11 protein-coding genes and 1 pseudogene are annotated in these 17,222 nt (G+C 41.6%); 9 read left to right on the top strand and 3 right to left on the bottom strand.

Annotated elements, in window-relative coordinates; translation table 11 throughout:
- Positions 1-121 precede the first annotated feature (121 nt).
- From BM176_RS15400 to BM176_RS33125, 7 genes are all read left to right on the top strand, one after another.
- Positions 122-3,607: a TonB-dependent receptor gene (locus tag BM176_RS15400; RefSeq protein ID WP_090104945.1), complete on the top strand. Its 3,486-nt coding sequence runs from the start codon at positions 122-124 to the stop codon at positions 3,605-3,607.
- Positions 3,608-3,636: 29 nt separating this feature from the next.
- Positions 3,637-5,070 (top strand): RagB/SusD family nutrient uptake outer membrane protein, encoded by a 1,434-nt coding sequence (locus BM176_RS15395; protein ID WP_090104510.1) that lies wholly within the window; start codon positions 3,637-3,639, stop codon positions 5,068-5,070.
- Positions 5,071-5,095: 25 nt separating this feature from the next.
- Positions 5,096-6,220, top strand: coding sequence for a TlpA family protein disulfide reductase (locus tag BM176_RS15390; protein ID WP_177230415.1), 1,125 nt, complete (start codon positions 5,096-5,098; stop codon positions 6,218-6,220).
- 80 nt (positions 6,221-6,300) lie between these two features.
- Complete coding sequence (locus BM176_RS15385) at positions 6,301-6,645, top strand: DUF6122 family protein (RefSeq protein WP_090104506.1); 345 nt, start codon at positions 6,301-6,303, stop codon at positions 6,643-6,645.
- Positions 6,646-6,736: 91 nt separating this feature from the next.
- The gene (locus tag BM176_RS15380) at positions 6,737-7,642 is read left to right on the top strand and encodes a helix-turn-helix domain-containing protein (protein ID WP_090104504.1); all 906 of its coding nucleotides are present in this window, start codon (positions 6,737-6,739) and stop codon (positions 7,640-7,642) included.
- A 369-nt stretch (positions 7,643-8,011) separates the two neighbouring features.
- Positions 8,012-8,989 carry an aldo/keto reductase gene (locus tag BM176_RS15375; RefSeq protein WP_090104502.1) on the top strand — a complete coding sequence of 326 codons (978 nt, stop codon included), beginning with the start codon at positions 8,012-8,014 and terminating at the stop codon, positions 8,987-8,989.
- A gap of 102 nt (positions 8,990-9,091) precedes the next feature.
- On the top strand, positions 9,092-9,259 hold the full coding sequence (locus BM176_RS33125; protein ID WP_090104501.1) for a carboxymuconolactone decarboxylase family protein: 168 nt from the start codon (positions 9,092-9,094) through the stop codon (positions 9,257-9,259).
- A gap of 245 nt (positions 9,260-9,504) precedes the next feature.
- On the opposite strand, the gene BM176_RS15365 is transcribed toward BM176_RS33125, so the two are convergent.
- Together BM176_RS15365 and BM176_RS15360 are read right to left on the bottom strand one after the other, a co-directional pair.
- Positions 9,505-11,232: a RagB/SusD family nutrient uptake outer membrane protein gene (locus BM176_RS15365; RefSeq protein WP_090104499.1), complete on the bottom strand. Its 1,728-nt coding sequence runs from the start codon at positions 11,230-11,232 to the stop codon at positions 9,505-9,507.
- 19 nt (positions 11,233-11,251) lie between these two features.
- Positions 11,252-14,242, bottom strand: coding sequence for a SusC/RagA family TonB-linked outer membrane protein (locus tag BM176_RS15360; protein ID WP_090104497.1), 2,991 nt, complete (start codon positions 14,240-14,242; stop codon positions 11,252-11,254).
- Between the two features lie 468 nt (positions 14,243-14,710).
- Here BM176_RS15360 and BM176_RS15355 point away from each other — a divergent pair, with 468 nt between their 5' ends.
- Positions 14,711-16,321 carry a DUF6377 domain-containing protein gene (locus tag BM176_RS15355; RefSeq protein ID WP_090104495.1) on the top strand — a complete coding sequence of 537 codons (1,611 nt, stop codon included), beginning with the start codon at positions 14,711-14,713 and terminating at the stop codon, positions 16,319-16,321.
- Between the two features lie 13 nt (positions 16,322-16,334).
- Here the strand turns inward: BM176_RS15355 and BM176_RS15350 are convergent, their stop codons facing one another.
- The gene (locus tag BM176_RS15350) at positions 16,335-16,964 is read right to left on the bottom strand and encodes a class I SAM-dependent methyltransferase (protein ID WP_090104493.1); all 630 of its coding nucleotides are present in this window, start codon (positions 16,962-16,964) and stop codon (positions 16,335-16,337) included.
- An 80-nt stretch (positions 16,965-17,044) separates the two neighbouring features.
- Here BM176_RS15350 and BM176_RS15345 point away from each other — a divergent pair.
- Positions 17,045-17,203 (top strand): annotated as a pseudogene (locus BM176_RS15345) (helix-turn-helix domain-containing protein); the annotation flags it as partial.
- Positions 17,204-17,222 lie beyond the last annotated feature (19 nt).

Below are 17,222 nucleotides of genomic sequence, written 5' to 3'. Positions count from 1 at the left end.
ATCTCAATTGCCGACAGTTTCGAAGCAAAGGCAACTGACAAACCAATCAAAACGAATGTACAAAAATTACACTGGTGAACAAGGTGTACCAGATGGGGTATGCCATAAAATCTTGTTGATTATGCGATTAAGTGCAGTCCTGTTACTGGCGACTCTGATGCAGGTAAGTGCTGCCAGCTTCGCACAAAAAATCACATTATCCAGGTCAAATGCCAGTCTGGAGACTGTGCTGAAAGAATTACGCATTCAAAGTGGATTTGATTTTGTATACACAGATGTGCTTATAAATAAGTCAAAGCCTGTAAACATTAATGTAAAACAGGTGCAACTGGGAGATGCGCTGGATGCTATTTTTAAAGACCAGCCATTGGTGTATTCGATTAATGGCAAAACAGTAATCATTAAGGCAAAAACGCCCTCAATTCCTGACAATGTCCAAATTGATATCGGGGGGCGAGTAGTCAATGAAACAGGTAGTCCAATGCCGGGAGTAACCATCAGGCTGAAAAGTACAGATAGAGGAACAATAACTGACAAAAACGGAAGGTTCTCGTTATCTAACGTAGCAGAGGACGATGTTATACTCTTTGCATTTGTAGGCTATGACCTTCAACAGTTAAAAGCATCTGAAGCTAAAGGAAACGATATAGTAGTGACGTTAAAACCTGCGGTAAGTAGCTTGAGTGAGGTTGTTGCAGTTGGATATGGCTATACAAAAAGAAAGGATCTTACCGGTTCTGTTGCTTCCGTAAATGTAAATGAAGTAAGAAATACTCCGTTTGTCAGTATTGATCAGGCGCTGTCGGGAAAGGCGGCAGGTGTTCAGGTGGTACAAGCAGATGGCTCTCCCGGTGGGATGGCCAAAATCCGTATTCGCGGAGGTAGCTCGCTGATTGGAGGGAACGATCCACTTTACATTATAGATGGTGTTCAGGTAACTATCCAGAATAAATATGTTCAGAGCAGTGCAGATGTGCGTAATCCAGTCGAGGGACTGGGAAATGATAGAAACTATGCCGGCAGTGCAGTAGGTTCGTCTTACTCACGTGGACTAAACACCTTAGCTGGTTTAAACATCAATGATATTGAAAGCATTGATATATTGAAAGATGCTTCGGCAACAGCTATCTACGGATCCAGGGCAGCTAATGGGGTAGTGATTATTACGACCCGAAAGGGGAAACTCAACCAGAAACCTGTACTGGAAGCTAATTATTATACCGGATTTAGTTCGGCAATTACAGAAAAGCTACTGAATGCAGATCAGTATAAAAGTGTAATGCTGGAAGGGGCTAAAAACCTTAATGCACTTAGAGCTTCCCAGGGCCGACCGGCTGATGGAGTTGCCACCTCCATCATTAATGATCCCAATTTCCTGGGAACAGCGAATACGAATTGGCTGAATGAGGTAACACGCACAGGGATCACCCAAAATGCTGACATTAGTGTACGTGGTGGTGGAACCGGTTCACGATATTATACTTCCATTGCCTATAATAGCCAAAAGGGTACACTGCTTGGTACTGATTTTAAGAGGATCTCCGGAAAGATTAATCTGGATAATGAAATTACGTCCAAACTACGTTTGATCACGAACATGGATTACTCTTTTACAAGAAATAACCTGACCAACGGAATATATGGCTCTGCCCTTTATGCTCCACCAACTTTAAACCCATACAATGCAGATGGAACACCTGCAACTTTTGATGCTGCAACTTTTGACATTGGAATAAATTCGGGCATACAAAATCCTTTGGCACTTTTACAGGGGAAGAACGGGTCAAGAAATGCCCTTGTATTAGGCTCACTTTCCCTGGAATATAATATCTTCAAATCTCTTAAATTCAGAAGTACTGCCTCGGTAAATTATTCAACTTACCACCAGTTGAATTATGTACCCTCTACAGTCTCCGTTACAGACGCTTCCGGAATCAACGCTGTAAGTTCTAACGGTGGCATAGGTAGCCAGGCACAGACTCAACAGACAGATGTCTTTTACGAAAATACACTCACCTGGGACAAGCAGTTTAATGACCAGAACCGCTTGAATTTATTGGCAGGAACGTCGTGGCAGCAAACGAAATCAGAAACCTTTTCCGCCTCCGGACAGGGATTCCCGGACGATAAATTTCTGAATGGATTGTCTTCTGCAGCGCTGGCTCTTCCTCCGCAATCCAGTGAAGCACAAAGTGCATTACTCAGTTTTTACCTGCGGGCAAACTACGCATTGAAAGAAAGATACCTTTTTACCATTACAGCCAGATCAGATGAATCTTCAAAATTCCCTAAAAGCAACCGTAAAAGTTATTTCCCTTCTGCGGGATTGGCCTGGAGAGCGAGCGAGGAATCATTCCTTAAACCGGTAAAATGGCTCAATGAACTAAAGTTTCGTGCCAGTGCGGGTTACACAGGTACGCAGAACCTGGGTAACAACCTGTTTTACACGCTTTTCACTCCGGCAGCATATGCATCAACGAACGCTCTTATCCCTACTCAGTTGGGAAATGATAAGATCAAATGGGAAACAACTTTGCAAAAAGATGCAGGCGTTGACTTTGCCCTTTTTAAATCCAGATTAAAAGGATCGGTTGGTTACTATAATAAAAATACTTCCGATCTGTTGATGGCTTATACTGTTGCTACCAGTTCGGGTTTCACTTCTGCATTGGTTAATGTTGCAGACATTAGGAACCAGGGGTGGGAGATTGATCTGAGAGCAGACATATTCCGCAAAAAAGATTTTGACTGGAACTTAGCTATTAACGTTTCGCGCAACAGATCCAGGGTTACCAAAATAAACAAGGATCTGCAGAATCCGAATAATATTGGACAAGGGGCTGATGATCCCTATCTCAATTCCCAGCTGAATATAGGTAATACCGTTCTACGTGAGGGCAGTCCTGTCGGATTGATTTACGGCTTCCAATATGATGGAGTAATAAAGAATAAACAAGAGCTGGATGCATACAAGCAAGCGAGTTTATATGCACAGTTTGGTATTTTGCAAAACCTCGCTGTCGGTTATCCAAGATATAAATTAGTTGAAAACGGCACATACAAAGGATACTTCAAACGGGATGTGATTGGTAATGCAGAGCCTAAATTTTACGGTGGTATCACGAATAACTTCAGATATAAACAATTTAGTTTGATTACGCTGTTAAGCTATTCGGTTGGTGGAGATCTCCTGTATTTGCCTGATGTTAGCTCACTCGGCCTTGGTGACAGAGGCAACCGCAATACCCGGATACTATTGCCACATTATACTGAGCAAACGCCGGATGCCGACAGGCCCAGCCTGGTATTATCGGAGAGCAATACGTTTGGAACCGGAAGTTCTGATCTTGCAGTGCATGATGCCTCCTATATCAAGCTAAAATCAATTAGTCTTACTTATCAGTTTTCTGAAAAATTAATGAAGCGACTTGCACTGGGTTCTGCAATGGTGTATGTTTCGGGTACTAATCTTTTCACGATCACAGGTTATCCCGGTCCAGATCCGGAGGTCAGTAATGATCCTTATAGTTTAATAAGTGGATATACAGATGCTGCTAATTACCCTTCTATGCGTCAGTTCATCTTCGGTGTTCGAATTGGATTTTAAAGTTCGCTGTAACATTAAAAATTAGACAAATGAATCAATTTTCAAAATATTTAATGGCCGGTGTATTCTGCCTGATATTAATATCATGCGACAAACAGCTTAGCGAACCACCTGCAAATGCAAGGGTGGACGGCACCGCCATAACTGATCAGAAATCGGCACAAACTGCACTCAACGGTGTGTATTACCGGTTTGCAAATGTAACCAGTGACAATGTTACCAACTGGGCAAATCATCAGGCACCACCCGCAATGTATGCAGGGATGCTTGGTTATGGATTCGGCACCCAAAGCGATGAAAGAAATGAGAATGCAAACTCTGCCTATACCGGTTCTATCTGGAATGAATCGTATCTGCTAATCAATGCTGCAAATGGTGTGATCGATGGTATCAACGCAGTACCTGATGCTTCATTTACAAATAACAGGAAAACTGAGATCATAGCAGAAAGCCGCTTTTTAAGAGCATATGGACACTTCAAACTGCTGACTTATTTTGCAGAATGGTTTAATCAGGACAGCAAGAATGGAGTCCTTATCAGGGATAAATTTATTACGTTAAGCCAGGTACCAAAGGCTCGTAGTACAGTGGCCGAATCTTTTGCTTTTATCCTGGGAGATCTTGATTTTGCCATTGCTAATGCACCTGCCAGCAATCCAAACTACTATGCCACCAGGTGGGCTGCTATGGCGCTAAAAATGCGTGTATTGATGTGCCATGGTCAGCAATCTGACTATGTGAAGGTTGATAGCTTAGGAAATGCCCTGATTCAAGGCGGTCCCTTTGAATTGGAAAATAATCTGAAAGATCTCTTTTACATAAATGGACTAAATAGTAAAGAAGTTATACTTGGTGTGAAACCGCAACCCAGTCAGGAAATCTTCTTTTATATTCAGAGCCGGGCATATTATCCGGGCCAGTCATCATTATTTGTAGCAACTCAACAGTTTAAAGATCTACTGCAAAATGATCCCAGAGGTAGCTGGATGATTGGGCCTGCAACCCCTTATCAGGCTTATTCACCTGACACTTATTATTTCCTGAAATATATTGGTTTAGGGGGCAGTACCTCGCAGCTGACAGAAACCTCTTATGCCCTTCGTTTGTCTGAAGTTTACCTTATGATGGCAGAAGCTATCATCCGTACCGAAGGAAGTGATCTTAATGCGGCAAAATTATTAATCAAAACAGTTATGGGCAAGGCCGGTGTAACCGACTTCTCTGCTGTGGATAACGCAAATACAGTTAATGAATTGCTGCTTCAGAATTACTACGAGGTAGAACGTAATCTTACAGCAGAAGACGGAATAGAGTGGCTTACATTGATGCGACTGCCATTCGCCACAGTTAAACAACTTAAACCAACCATACTTTCAGATATACAGTTCTATTTTCCTGTGCCAAGATCAGAGCTGGATGTCAACCCATTATTTGGTATTCAGAATACTGGCTATGGCCAATAACACTCACCTTATAACATTAATAAAAATGAAAGCTCAAAAATATTTTAGAAGTATTATTCTGTTGGCCGGTTGCATGATTCTGGCAACTATGACCTTCGCTCAGGATAAAGTCACACTCAAAATAGGAGATACAGCTCCTGAATTAAAATATGCTAAATGGATAAAAGGAACGCCAGTAAAAGCATACAAAAAAGACTATCTATATGTATTTGAATTCTGGGCTACCTGGTGTGGTCCATGTAAAGCTGCGATGCCACATTTATCTGAATTGGCAAAAAAATATAAAGATAAGGCGACATTTACCGGTATTAACATCTGGGAAAAAACCGGGGATAAACCTTATGAATCATCACTGCCATCTGTTATTAAATTCGTGAATAGTGTTGGAGACAAAATGGCCTATAACGTGGCTGCAGATAACAATGAGCAACACATGGCTAAGAAGTGGATGATTGCGGCAGGACAAAATGGAATTCCTGCTACTTTTCTGTTGAAGGATGGTAAGATCATCTGGATTGGCCATCCGATGGCTTTAGACTCAATCATGGAAGCTGTGATCGATGGAAAATATGATATGGAGGCCTACAAACAAAAATTTGAGGGCATGACAGTTAAAAGTGAGGCTTTAATGGCTAAATTCAAAGCATTAGAACCCATTCAAAAAGCTTTTCAGGCCAAAGAATATGATAAGGCAACCGCTATGATCGATACTTCTGACGCTACCGACCCGTATGTGGGTATGCAATTGAAAGCATTAAGGTTTCAAATATTAATTGGTCAGAAAAAAGAAAGTGAGGCCCTGGATTTTGCTGCAAACTGGGTTAAAGAGAATAAAGGTGTGGGGGGCAGTATAGCCGGAGTTATTTTGGGAACTGATAGCCTATCCCCTAAAACTTATTTATATGCTGCCGAACTTGGTAAGGATGTGCTAAATGAGGAAGGGGTTGTTATCCCTCTTGTTCAGCATTTCATTGCGAAAGCTTACGCGAAAGCAGGAGATCCCAAAGCAGCAATCATTGAGGAAGAAAAGGCGCTGCAGGGTGCTAAGGATGCCCTGAAAGAGGGGAAGTTCATAGGTTCTATACTTGATTATACCGTTACTGAGTTTGAAGCATCGCTGGCTGCCTATAAAAAAGAGATTCAAAAATAAAAAAATTAAATTATCCCTATTATCTTGATGGAACCAGGACAAATGTCCTGGTTCTTTGATTGAGATTATACTATGGCATTATGAATCCTGATTTCTTTCATATCATGCGGACTGTTGTTCACTATAGCCTGCATTTTTTAGCACCAGGCCTGATAGCATTTATGTTTTTTAAAAATCAATGGAAGCAGGCATGGCTAATAATGATTGCTACTATGCTGGTAGATGCAGACCATTTATTAGCTATACCAATTTTTGATCCGGAAAGATGCAGCATTGGTTATCATCCACTCCATTCTTATTATGCAATTGCTGCTTATTTTGTAATGCTTCTATTTCGTAAAACAAGGATAATTGCGATTGGATTGATCTTTCATATGTTTACGGATTGGCAGGATTGTCAATGGACTACACTCGGTACCCTATAGGACTATATTTTAAGAGTATAATGTTTTTTTAGGAATAAATCATGGCCTCACCAGAATTAGTAGATTTGTAGTTCGTAATACTTAAAAAGATATGAAGCAGTTACTTAATTTTAATAGTATCAGCGAATACAATGATTTTAATAATCATGAAACTCTGCACCCATTGGTAAGCGTTCTGGATTTTTCAAAAGCAAAACCAAGACCAGGTTGCCGTATGAATTATGGGATTTATGCGATTTTTCTAAAAGAAGTTAATTGTGGAGACTTAAAGTATGGGCGTAATCTTTACGACTATCAGGATCGTACATTGGTTTTTCTTGCACCCGGGCAGGTCATAGATGTGGAGAATTATGGTGAGTATTATCAGCCCCAAGGTCATGGCCTGGTGTTTCATCCCGATTTAATTCACGGCACTTTACTCGCCAAAAATATTGATCAATATAATTTCTTTACTTATAATTCGAGCGAAGCTCTGCACTTATCAGCTCGGGAACGAAATGTTGTGTTGGATTGTTTTTCAAAAATTGGATATGAGTTACAACAGTCGATTGATAAGCATAGTAAACAAATTATTGTTTCCAATATTGAACTTCTCCTAAATTACTGTGTACGTTTTTATGACCGTCAATTCATAACACGGAGCAATGCAAACAAAGGCATCCTGGAAAAATTTGAAGAGTTGTTAAATAGTTATTTTACATCAGATAAGCCGCAAAATATAGGCTTACCTTCTGTGGCTTATTTTGCCGACGAACTTCATTTGTCTTCCAATTATTTTGGCGACCTTATTAAGAAGGATACTGGAAAATCCGCACAAGAATATATACAGACTAAAATAATAGACGTAGCCAAGGAAAAAATATTTGATCGAACTAAGCTTTTAAGCGAAATCGCCTACGACTTGGGATTTAAATATCCTCAGCATTTTACAAGATTCTTTAAACAACATGTTGGATATAGTCCTAACGAATACAGAATTAAGGATTCAAATAACTGACGTAAAACTGTGTGTCCCGCCAATCTCCTCTACCTACAGCACTTTTAAGGGAAAAATATAGCATTGATTAATTTTCCATATACGGAAAGGGAATTTTTAACCCGCTGAAAAAAGTCCATTTTTTGGAAACATATCCATATCAGTTAAACTGGTAAGTAATACAGTAATCTGTATAAGTGGAATGAAGATATTAAAGATGAAATTTGCATTGTCAATTAACAGATTGCTCACATTTGAAACTAGAATTTTGTACAAGAGTGATAATGTTGAGCCTTTCCGTTTGGTTGGTTGCTGCGCAGCCAACCAAAGATAGTCGTGAGCGTTTTATCCAACTGATTTAAAAAATATAACAAATAAAATAGCATTATTATGAAACACATCTTGATTGGGGGACTAGAGGTTTCCTGCTTAGGACTCGGCGCTATGTCAATGTCAGGCTTCTACGATATAGGTGCGGGAAGTGATGAAGAATCTACCCGCACTATCCACAGAGCGTTAGAATTGGGTGTGACACACATCGACACAGCTGAGATTTACGGTCCCTATATTAATGAAGAGCTTGTTGGCCGGGCCATCAAGGGACGCCGTGACCAGGTCGTAATCGCTACCAAATTTGGTTTTGTTTCACACGCTGGTGGTGGCCCGGGAGTTATAGATAGTAGCCCGGCGAACATCCGCATAGCTGTTGAAGGTTCTCTCAAAAGATTGGGTACAGACTATATTGATCTTTACTACCAGCACAGGGTTGACCGCAATACACCTATCGAAGATACCGTGGGCACACTGGCTCAGCTTATAAAAGAAGGCAAGATAAAACACATAGGCCTGTCAGAGGCTGGAGTTGACACGATCCGACGCGCCCATGCCGTGCACCCGATCACAGCGCTTCAAACCGAATATTCTCTGTGGACGCGTGATCCGGAAGCTGAATTATTACCCTTACTACGTGAATTGGGGATAGGTTTTGTTCCCTACTCACCTCTTGGCCACGGTTTTCTTACAGGCCAGATCAAATCTCCTGAAGACCTCGCTGACAATGATTGGCGCAAAACGAATCCACGTTTCATTGGCGAGAATTTCCAGCGTAACCTGCGTATTGTAGAGGAAGTCAAAGCTGTTGCCGACCAATTAGGTGCTACCACGGCACAAATAGCACTTGCCTGGTTGCTTGCACAGGGAAATGATATTGCCCCGATACCTGGTACCAGACGCGTTGCCCGTGTCGAGGAGAATATTGCCTCCGAAAGCATCGAACTAAGCTCCGAGCAACTTAAGCGACTGAACAATCTTACTCCTGCATCCGGAGAGCGCCACAGTGAAGCTGGGATGGCCGCTATTGACCGTTAGTTGCTACACTTCACTAGCTATACAACCTCCGCGATTGCTATACAGCTAGTGAAGTTGTAAAATTTTAAAAATCGTGTTGGTAAATTCTGTAGAAACCGGTTTATAAGCCATTTACATTGGGATCTGGTTTATTTAAGGGCATCGCAAATTAATGGCTGTGCTTTCTGTTTAGACATGCATTCGTTTTTGGTAAAAACCGAAGCTGAAAGACAGGGCATCCAGAAAAAAATTGACAAACCTATGAGTAACCGGAAGGATGAAAATTATTAGAAATACTATTGGGATTTGAGACAGCATATGCCGGAAGAGGAATTATCTGTTAACCTTAAAGTATTCTTTATAAAATTAATTGTAAATCCCCTTCTGTTAAAAGGGGATTTACGATTTTATATCTGCATAGCTTAATGAAAAAGTTATTAAAGGCAGTAATGCTGCTTCACTGGTATTTGTGATTTGCGCTGAGCCCGATGTTTGTTGTCTGGTTCTTGTCAGGTTTTGAGGCAGCAGGTAATATATTATTTATAGCCTGGGTTTTGAACGAATTGTGGGTTAGCACCCATGATATTGCGACCTATTGGGAATATGGCAGTATGGTTATCGACATCGGGTTGTTTATCCCACCAGGTACCGGTGCTAAATACGCCCCAGCGGATCAAATCAGTACGGCGGCGGTTCTCACCTAAAAACTCGCGTCCCCATTCATCAAGTATTTCCTGATCGTCGAGCTGACTGCCATCTGCTTTATACAGACTTGGGGAACCGGCCGGATAGTTTCGCATGCGCACCGCATTCAGCAATATTGCTGCACCTGCCTTATCTCCTGTGCGGTATTTACATTCAGCCAATGAATAATAGATTTCCGACAACCGTATTTCAGCGTAGGCTGCTGTAATACGGTTAGGATCGGGAGTTGGATATAAAGGATATTTGAGGAAGAAGACACCCGAGTTATGATCGGCATGATTCATATTTGATTCCTTATCTGCAATTGGTTGTCCAGGTTTTGAATCGAGGAACCATCCAACCTGATCGCGGATAAACAACGGATAAGAGCCCTTATTGCCACGAACGGTATCGGTAACGGCTCCACGCTGATATGGCAGGTAGCCGTACAGAAACATGCCTTCACGTTTACTGTTGCCCAGGTTTTTATAAAGTTTCAGGCGATAGTCGTCGGGATAGTGCTGGAACTTAACAAAAGGCTTGCCTAGTTTAAAGTTATATTCAACGCTATCGATATCTCTGCCAGGTTGAAGCGCATACTTCGGGTTAGCCTGACCAAAATCCGTAAAGCCACAATATAATGGCGCCGCGTCGTAGGTCATTGCAAAGAAATACATGCCACCATCATATTGCCAATGCGTACGTGAAAGACTGGATGGGAAGCCATAAATCGTTTCTGAATTAAGCGTAGTATTAGTAAAATCAAACGGCGCATCCCAGCGGGTATCAAGCTGATAGGTACCGTATTTACCATCTATGATGTCCTGGCAAACCGTGGCGCAATCGCTGAATTTGTCCTGATTGATGTATACTTTGGCATTAAGATACAGGCGTACAAGTAATGCCGCTGCTCCGGCCTGTGTCCACCGGCCGATGCCTTTTTCGCCCAATGTTTCATGTTTTGGAAGATCTGGCAGCGCCGCTTTCAACTCCGACTCAATGTAATTGAAGGTTTCCTCCGGGGTTGACTGCTTGTTGCCGGTGGTGGTATGCTTTACGTCGGTTATAATTTCGATATTGCGGTAAAAATCAAATGCTCTTAAATAAAACCAGGCTCTGAGTGTTCTGAGTTCGGCTTTAAAATCGGCCAGCTCGATTGCCGTAATGTTTAGTTTAGCCGGGTCAGTTATCCCTTCCATATCCTGCAGGGAGTTCGTGGAGAGTACGATGCCCTGGTAAAAAGCAGTCCAGGCACCGTTGGCGAAACCATCCTGCGTAGTCCAGGTATGATAGTGCATGCGCTGGTAATAGTTTCCGTCCTGCCAGTCGCCCTGACGGTTGTAGGTACCTATCTCGTCGGTAGAATTCTCCCCTACTGCATAAATATCATTCCCCTGGATGCTCCAGTAGGCGTGTTCAAATGGCCGTAAAAAATCTCTGATCACATCATCACGTCTGGTGAGGAACTGCGACACGTCTACTTTGTCATAAACATGCTCATCAAGTTTTGTGCAACCGCCCAAAATCAACAAGGTGATCAAAGCGGCATTTACTATATAATTTTTATAATTCTTTTTCATCTCTGTACCGGTTAGTTGTTTAGAATGTTGCCTGTAAGCCTGCCAAAATCTGGATTGTAGCCGGGTAAAAGTTCAAATTACCCTGAACACCGGGTGTTAATCCGTTAATGGGGTACAGATCCGGGTCACCACCCTTAAAGCCAGTGAAGGTATACAGGTTGGTTGCTGCAGCATAAATCCTAAAGGCACGCAGGTATTTAGAATTAATTTCACGGCTATAACCCAGGGTTACATTATCGATCTTGACAAAGGAACCCGATTCAAGGAAATAATCTGAGGCAAGCGATGTAGTTGACGAATTGGTAAGCTTTGAATATTTGCTTTTTGGATCGTAGGCCGATCTTAAGGTATTGGCATCAGATTGTGTTGCCGGAGTACCTATATAAAAAGCCTGCATGTTGAATAGCTTATAGCCAAAGTTCCCTCTGAAGAAGAGGTTAAGGTCCCAGTTCTTATATCGGAACGTATTGCCTAGCGAGCCGGAAAATTTAGGCAGGCCATTGCCAACAAACTGCTTATCGTCTGCATTCGCCTGATTAGCTACTACCACAGTTCCGTCCTTTTTATAAACCAGCAATGCGCCGGTTGCATCCACACCTGCTGACTTTAACATATAAAACTCCCCGATGCGGTGGCCTTCCTGCAAACGTTGGATAGTACCAGGGCTACCTGGAGAAGGCAAACCTGCCAGATCCTGAAAAGGAGTACCCTGATAAAGTTTATTGGAGAAGGAAATGAATTTGTTATTATTGAAAGCTGTTGCAAATGATATATTGTAACTAAATGCGTCGCCCTTTATTGCCTCCGCATTCAACTGGACTTCCAACCCTGAGTTCTTCATTGTGCCCACATTAGTAAAGGTTTGTGACTGAGGGTTTGGCGGAAGCGGCACATTGTAATAACCCAGCAGGTCTTTGTTGGTACGCACGTAATAGTTCAGCGAACCTGATAAACGGCTGTTGAATATTTCAAAGTCGATACCAGCGTTAAAGTTGATGGCCTTCTCCCAGCCCAGGTTAGGGTTGATATTCTGCGACGGACCATAAACCTGGTATGTAGTACCGTCGAAGGGGAAATAGCCATAACCACCATATAACAGCAGCGACAGGTAATTGCCAAAATCCTGGTTACCGGTTACGCCATAATCGGCCCTCAGTTTCAGATCGTTCAGCCAGCTGAATTTGTTTTTTAGAAATCCTTCATCGGAGATACGCCATGCTGCAGATACAGCAGGGAAGTTACCCCATTTGTTGTTGGCACCAAATTTTGATGAACCTTCGCGCCTGATGCTCACGGTAAGGATGTATTTGTTGTCAAAATCATAGTTTACCCTGCCGAAAAATGCCGCCAGGCGGGAATCATTCTGGGTAGAGGATGCAGCGTTTTGACCGTTACCCTTATCGCCGCCATTCCAGGTACCCGAGCCAAGGTTGTTCCACAGGAACGTATCGAACGGAAAATCGTAGTTATTGGCGCTGAACTGCTGGTAATTGAAATAGCTGTACGAATACCCTCCTAATACCTTAAAGTGGTTTCTTTTAATGTTGAGCGCGTAATTGATTAACCACTCGATGTTCTTCTGGTCGTTATCCTGTTGCTCCTGTGAGGCATAGTTGGTCTTGGTTGTCTGGCCGGCATGAACGATGGTTGTAAGGGTAGACGGTGTGAAATACAGATTTTTGTAGGATGATTTGATTCCGGATATAGTTATTGTCGAACTCAGATTTTTAAGGATATTCACCTTCAGGGAGCCGCTTATATCCAGTTCCTTTATCTCTGCCTCACTTTTAATAAGCCGGGCATTTTCGACCGGATTGTTTGCGAAAAAACCGGTATTAATATAATGATAGCCTGTGCTGTCGTAAACAGGCAAGGTAGGGTTAAGTGTAATGGCGTTGTTAAAATTTCCCTGATCGGAGTTGCTGGTATGCATATACCTTGGCGCAACGTTCAGGGAAGCGGTGTAGACATTTTCTTTTGAGCTATGATTCACATTTAGACGGGCGCCATATTCCTTTTTGTAGGCACGCAGGTCGATGCCGCTGGCATCCCGGTAGTCGGCAGAGGCAAAATAGTTATCACGGGCTGTACCGCCTGAAAGCTGTAAGGTGTGTTTGTGTCCGTATGCAGGCGAACGGGTAACGGCTTTCAACCAGTTGGTATTGGCCCCATAGTCAATACCCCGGGCCGGCGTGGCATTAACCCGGTACTTACGGAAATCGCTGGCACTGAGCACATCCGGTATTTTAGTGAGTTTATCAAAACTGACATAGCCGTTGTAAATCAATTTTGAATCGCCTGTGCCCTTTTTGGTGGTGATAATGATAACGCCATTACTACCGCGGGTACCATAGATAGCCGATGCCGCACCGCCTTTAAGCACATCGATCGATTCGATATCATTTTGGTTGATGTTATCGATATTACCACCCGGCACCCCGTTCACAACATATAGCGGCCCCAAACCGGCACTACGTGATGATACACCCCGCAGCTGGACACTCGGTGAGGAGTTGGGATCGGCCGTAGACGTATTAGAGATGGTTAATCCTGCCACTTTTCCCTGTAAGGACATTAAGGGATTATTACTTGCGACGGATTTCAGTTCCTTAGCGCTCACATGCGTTATTGCACTCGATACTTCTCTCCTATCCAGGGTGCCGTAACCAACACTGATGACCTCAACGCCTTTAAGTTCACGACTCAATGGAGCCAGCTTCACCAATAAGGTGTTAAGATTGGTTATAGGAACCGTTTGCGAAGTATAGTCAATAGAGGAAAAGATGAACACCTGGTCTGCTGCTGTCACCGTCAACCGGAATGAACCATTTGCGTCGGTTGTGGTTCCGGAGTGGGTTCCTCCAATCCTGATAGTCACTCCAGGCAATGGACTTGTAGTAGCCGAATCAATTACTTTTCCATCTATGACCCTGTTTTGCGAGAATACCGGGGTGGCATGAGCAAGAATAATGGCGAAACAACTTAATAATCGTAGAATTTTTATTGGCATAACGGTCTGCTTAATTGGTTCATAAACGTGGGAATTTCATCGTTCATCGCTGCAGCTGATGATTGGTGATGCCACCGCCCGTCATGGCGTTCTAAATGGCGTGTCAAATTAAATCACTAATTAGGCGTGTTAAGCTGCAATAACTCAGTCAGGTAAAAAAATCTAACTGTTTTTTAAACTATATAATTAACAATCAATCTTTTATACAGATTTCTGTGGCGAAAAATCTAAGGCTATTGGAATGTTTCCACCAAATTACAAGGCAAAAAACCGTACTTTTTAACCGCTAAAAAAGCACCTGGATCAGCTGTTGAGGCTTCCACCGTAATTACAGGCTGGCAAAAAAATGGTTGGTGCTGCATTTTTAAAACCGGTTAATTAATTTCGGATTGAAAAACAATTGTTGGGAACTTCCTCTGTACAGGGGCGGAAAAATTCCGCATTACTTAAACTAGATCTCAGATCTATATGAATAAAATATTATTTGCTTCACTTTTTTTGCTCACAAGTTTTAATGGATATTCGCAAAACCCAAAATCAGACAGCCTTTTAACGATCCTGAAATCTGAGCTTGCCAGAGAAAACCTTTACGATCAGAACAAAGAAAAGCGAATAAACCTACTGCGGTTTCAGTTGCTTCATACGGACAGCACAAATTTCAATGCACAGTTCGACCTTTATTCAAAGATTTTTGAAGAGTACGAGTCCTTTAAATTCGATTCTGCATTTGTTTACATTAAAAGGATGATCGACATTTCGGAGAAGTTTAAGAAAAAGGACATTCTGATCCGGAGCAAGATGATGTTGGGAAGCACTTTACTTAATTCAGGATTTTATAAAGAAGCTTTCGACATTACCAGGGAAATAGATGCCAGAGAGTTGTCCAACTCACTCAAAACCGATTACCTGTTCTTGCGGGCGCGGCTGAATGCTGGTATTGCAGCCTATGATAACGATGCTTATTTTTCACGGAGCTATTACAAGCAATCGGAGGAGGATTTTAAAAATGCCGAGATCGTTACTCCTGCCAATGATTTTGAGAGAACTATCAACCTTGCCTTCCTTGCGGATTCAGTAAAACATAAAAATTTAACTCCCGATTTTTTCTATAATATTATTATCCAGCATCACCTGCCTGAACACAATATTGCGATGGTAGCTACCAGAATTAGTTATGCCTATACGGGTCACGACCGGATACTTTTTCTTACGCTTGCTGCGATAAATGATATTCGTTCCTCAACCAAAGAAACACTTGCTATATTTTTACTCGGGCAGGAAATGTTTAAATTGGGTAAAACAAGCGATGCTTATATCTTCATGCAGGAAGCTTCCCGTAACGCCAGGCTTTATGGCGCCAGAAATCATGCAGTACAGATCGAATCGATGTTACCATTGATTGCGGGTAAAATGATCGATGAGAAACAACATGAAAAAGATAAGCTGCTCATAGGCTTTTTGACCTTTCTGATCGTTGCCGTCATATTGTTTTTTATGCTGGTTATTTACCGGAGGCAAATATTGCGGATCAAAGCAAACGAACTGATGATAAAGATAAAAAACAATGAACTGGAAAGTGTAAATGGAAAACTCTGGGAATCTTCTAAAATAAAGGAGGAACTTATCGGGTTGTTTTTTAAAACGTGTTCATCATATATAGAAACGTTAGATAGAATAAAACACAAAACCCTGCACAATATCAAACTGGGAAAATATAAAGACGTCAACCTTTTTTTAAACAACGTTCATATCGAAGAAGAAAAAGGGAATTTATACAACATGCTTGATACCGTTTTTTTAACGATGTTCCCTAATTTCATCGCATCTTTTAATGCACTTTTAAAAAAGGAAGATCAAATTTGGCCGAAATCCGATGAAACGCTCAATGCTACGCTCAGGATATTCGCCTTAATACGCCTCGGAATAAATGAGCATGAGGCCATAGCCCAAATACTGGATTATAGCGTTAGCACGATATATACTTATAAAATGAGGATTAAGTCGCGGGCGTTGGTTCCTGCAAATGATTTTGAGCAGAGAATAATGGAAATTAAATTTATTGATATCAACCATCATTGACACTGCCTATATCCTACTGGTTACTGCCTTTTCTACATTTAATTAAAAAAAATGGATAATTCTCGTTAATTTCTATGATTTCAAATAGTCCGGCTTTGTCAAACTCTGTATGGATGGATTCTCTATCATAAAAAAACATTTTGACTCCATCAAATATTTCGTAACGATCCTTGCTAATAAATTTGCCCTTGCCATAGGTATGCGCTTCTTTCGAAATGACTGTAAAAACCATGTACCCATTCTCTGCCAATTGATTATAGCAGTCGCCGATTAATTTCTCTCTTTCGTCACTATCCAATAAATGAATTAAAGCATAGCAGAATATTCCATCATATTGGCAATTATCAAATGGCATAGCAGTTACAGAACCATGATAGATCGTCATATCTGTGCCGTAATGTTTTCCTGCAATTTCAATAGCAGTCTTCGATATCTCAATCCCTGTTACAGTTATTCCGTTGTCTTTGAAAATTTGCGCATTCCGTCCGTAACCAATTCCAGGAATCAGGATATTCTTTACTGATTCCCGGACAAAAAAGTCCTTCGTCAATACGGCAGAATTTGATGGCTCGAAGCCCCACATCTCCTGCTTTTCGATAAAGACTGATTCCCAAAATTCTGGTTTTCCGGTTTTATTTTCCATAATCTCACTTAAATTTGCAACCAAGTTACATAATTTTAAGCTATCACATAACCTGAAGTATTTCTTTATGGCGGAATTTGAAATTAATTGAGAAGGCTAAGGAGATACTCACTACAACTTCATTGTCTGTAAGTGAAATTGCTTATGAATTGGGATTTGAATATCCTCAGTCATTTAATAAATTTTTCAAGAATAAAACAAGTGTAACGCCATTAGCATTCAGAAAGTCCTTTAACTAAGACATTCCAAACAGGCATT

Source organism: Chitinophaga sp. CF118 (assembly GCF_900112615.1).
In the GTDB taxonomy this organism is placed as follows: Bacteria; Bacteroidota; Bacteroidia; order Chitinophagales; family Chitinophagaceae; genus Chitinophaga.
Note: the sequence above shows the minus strand (reverse complement) of the source record. Positions and strands in the feature narration are given on the sequence as shown.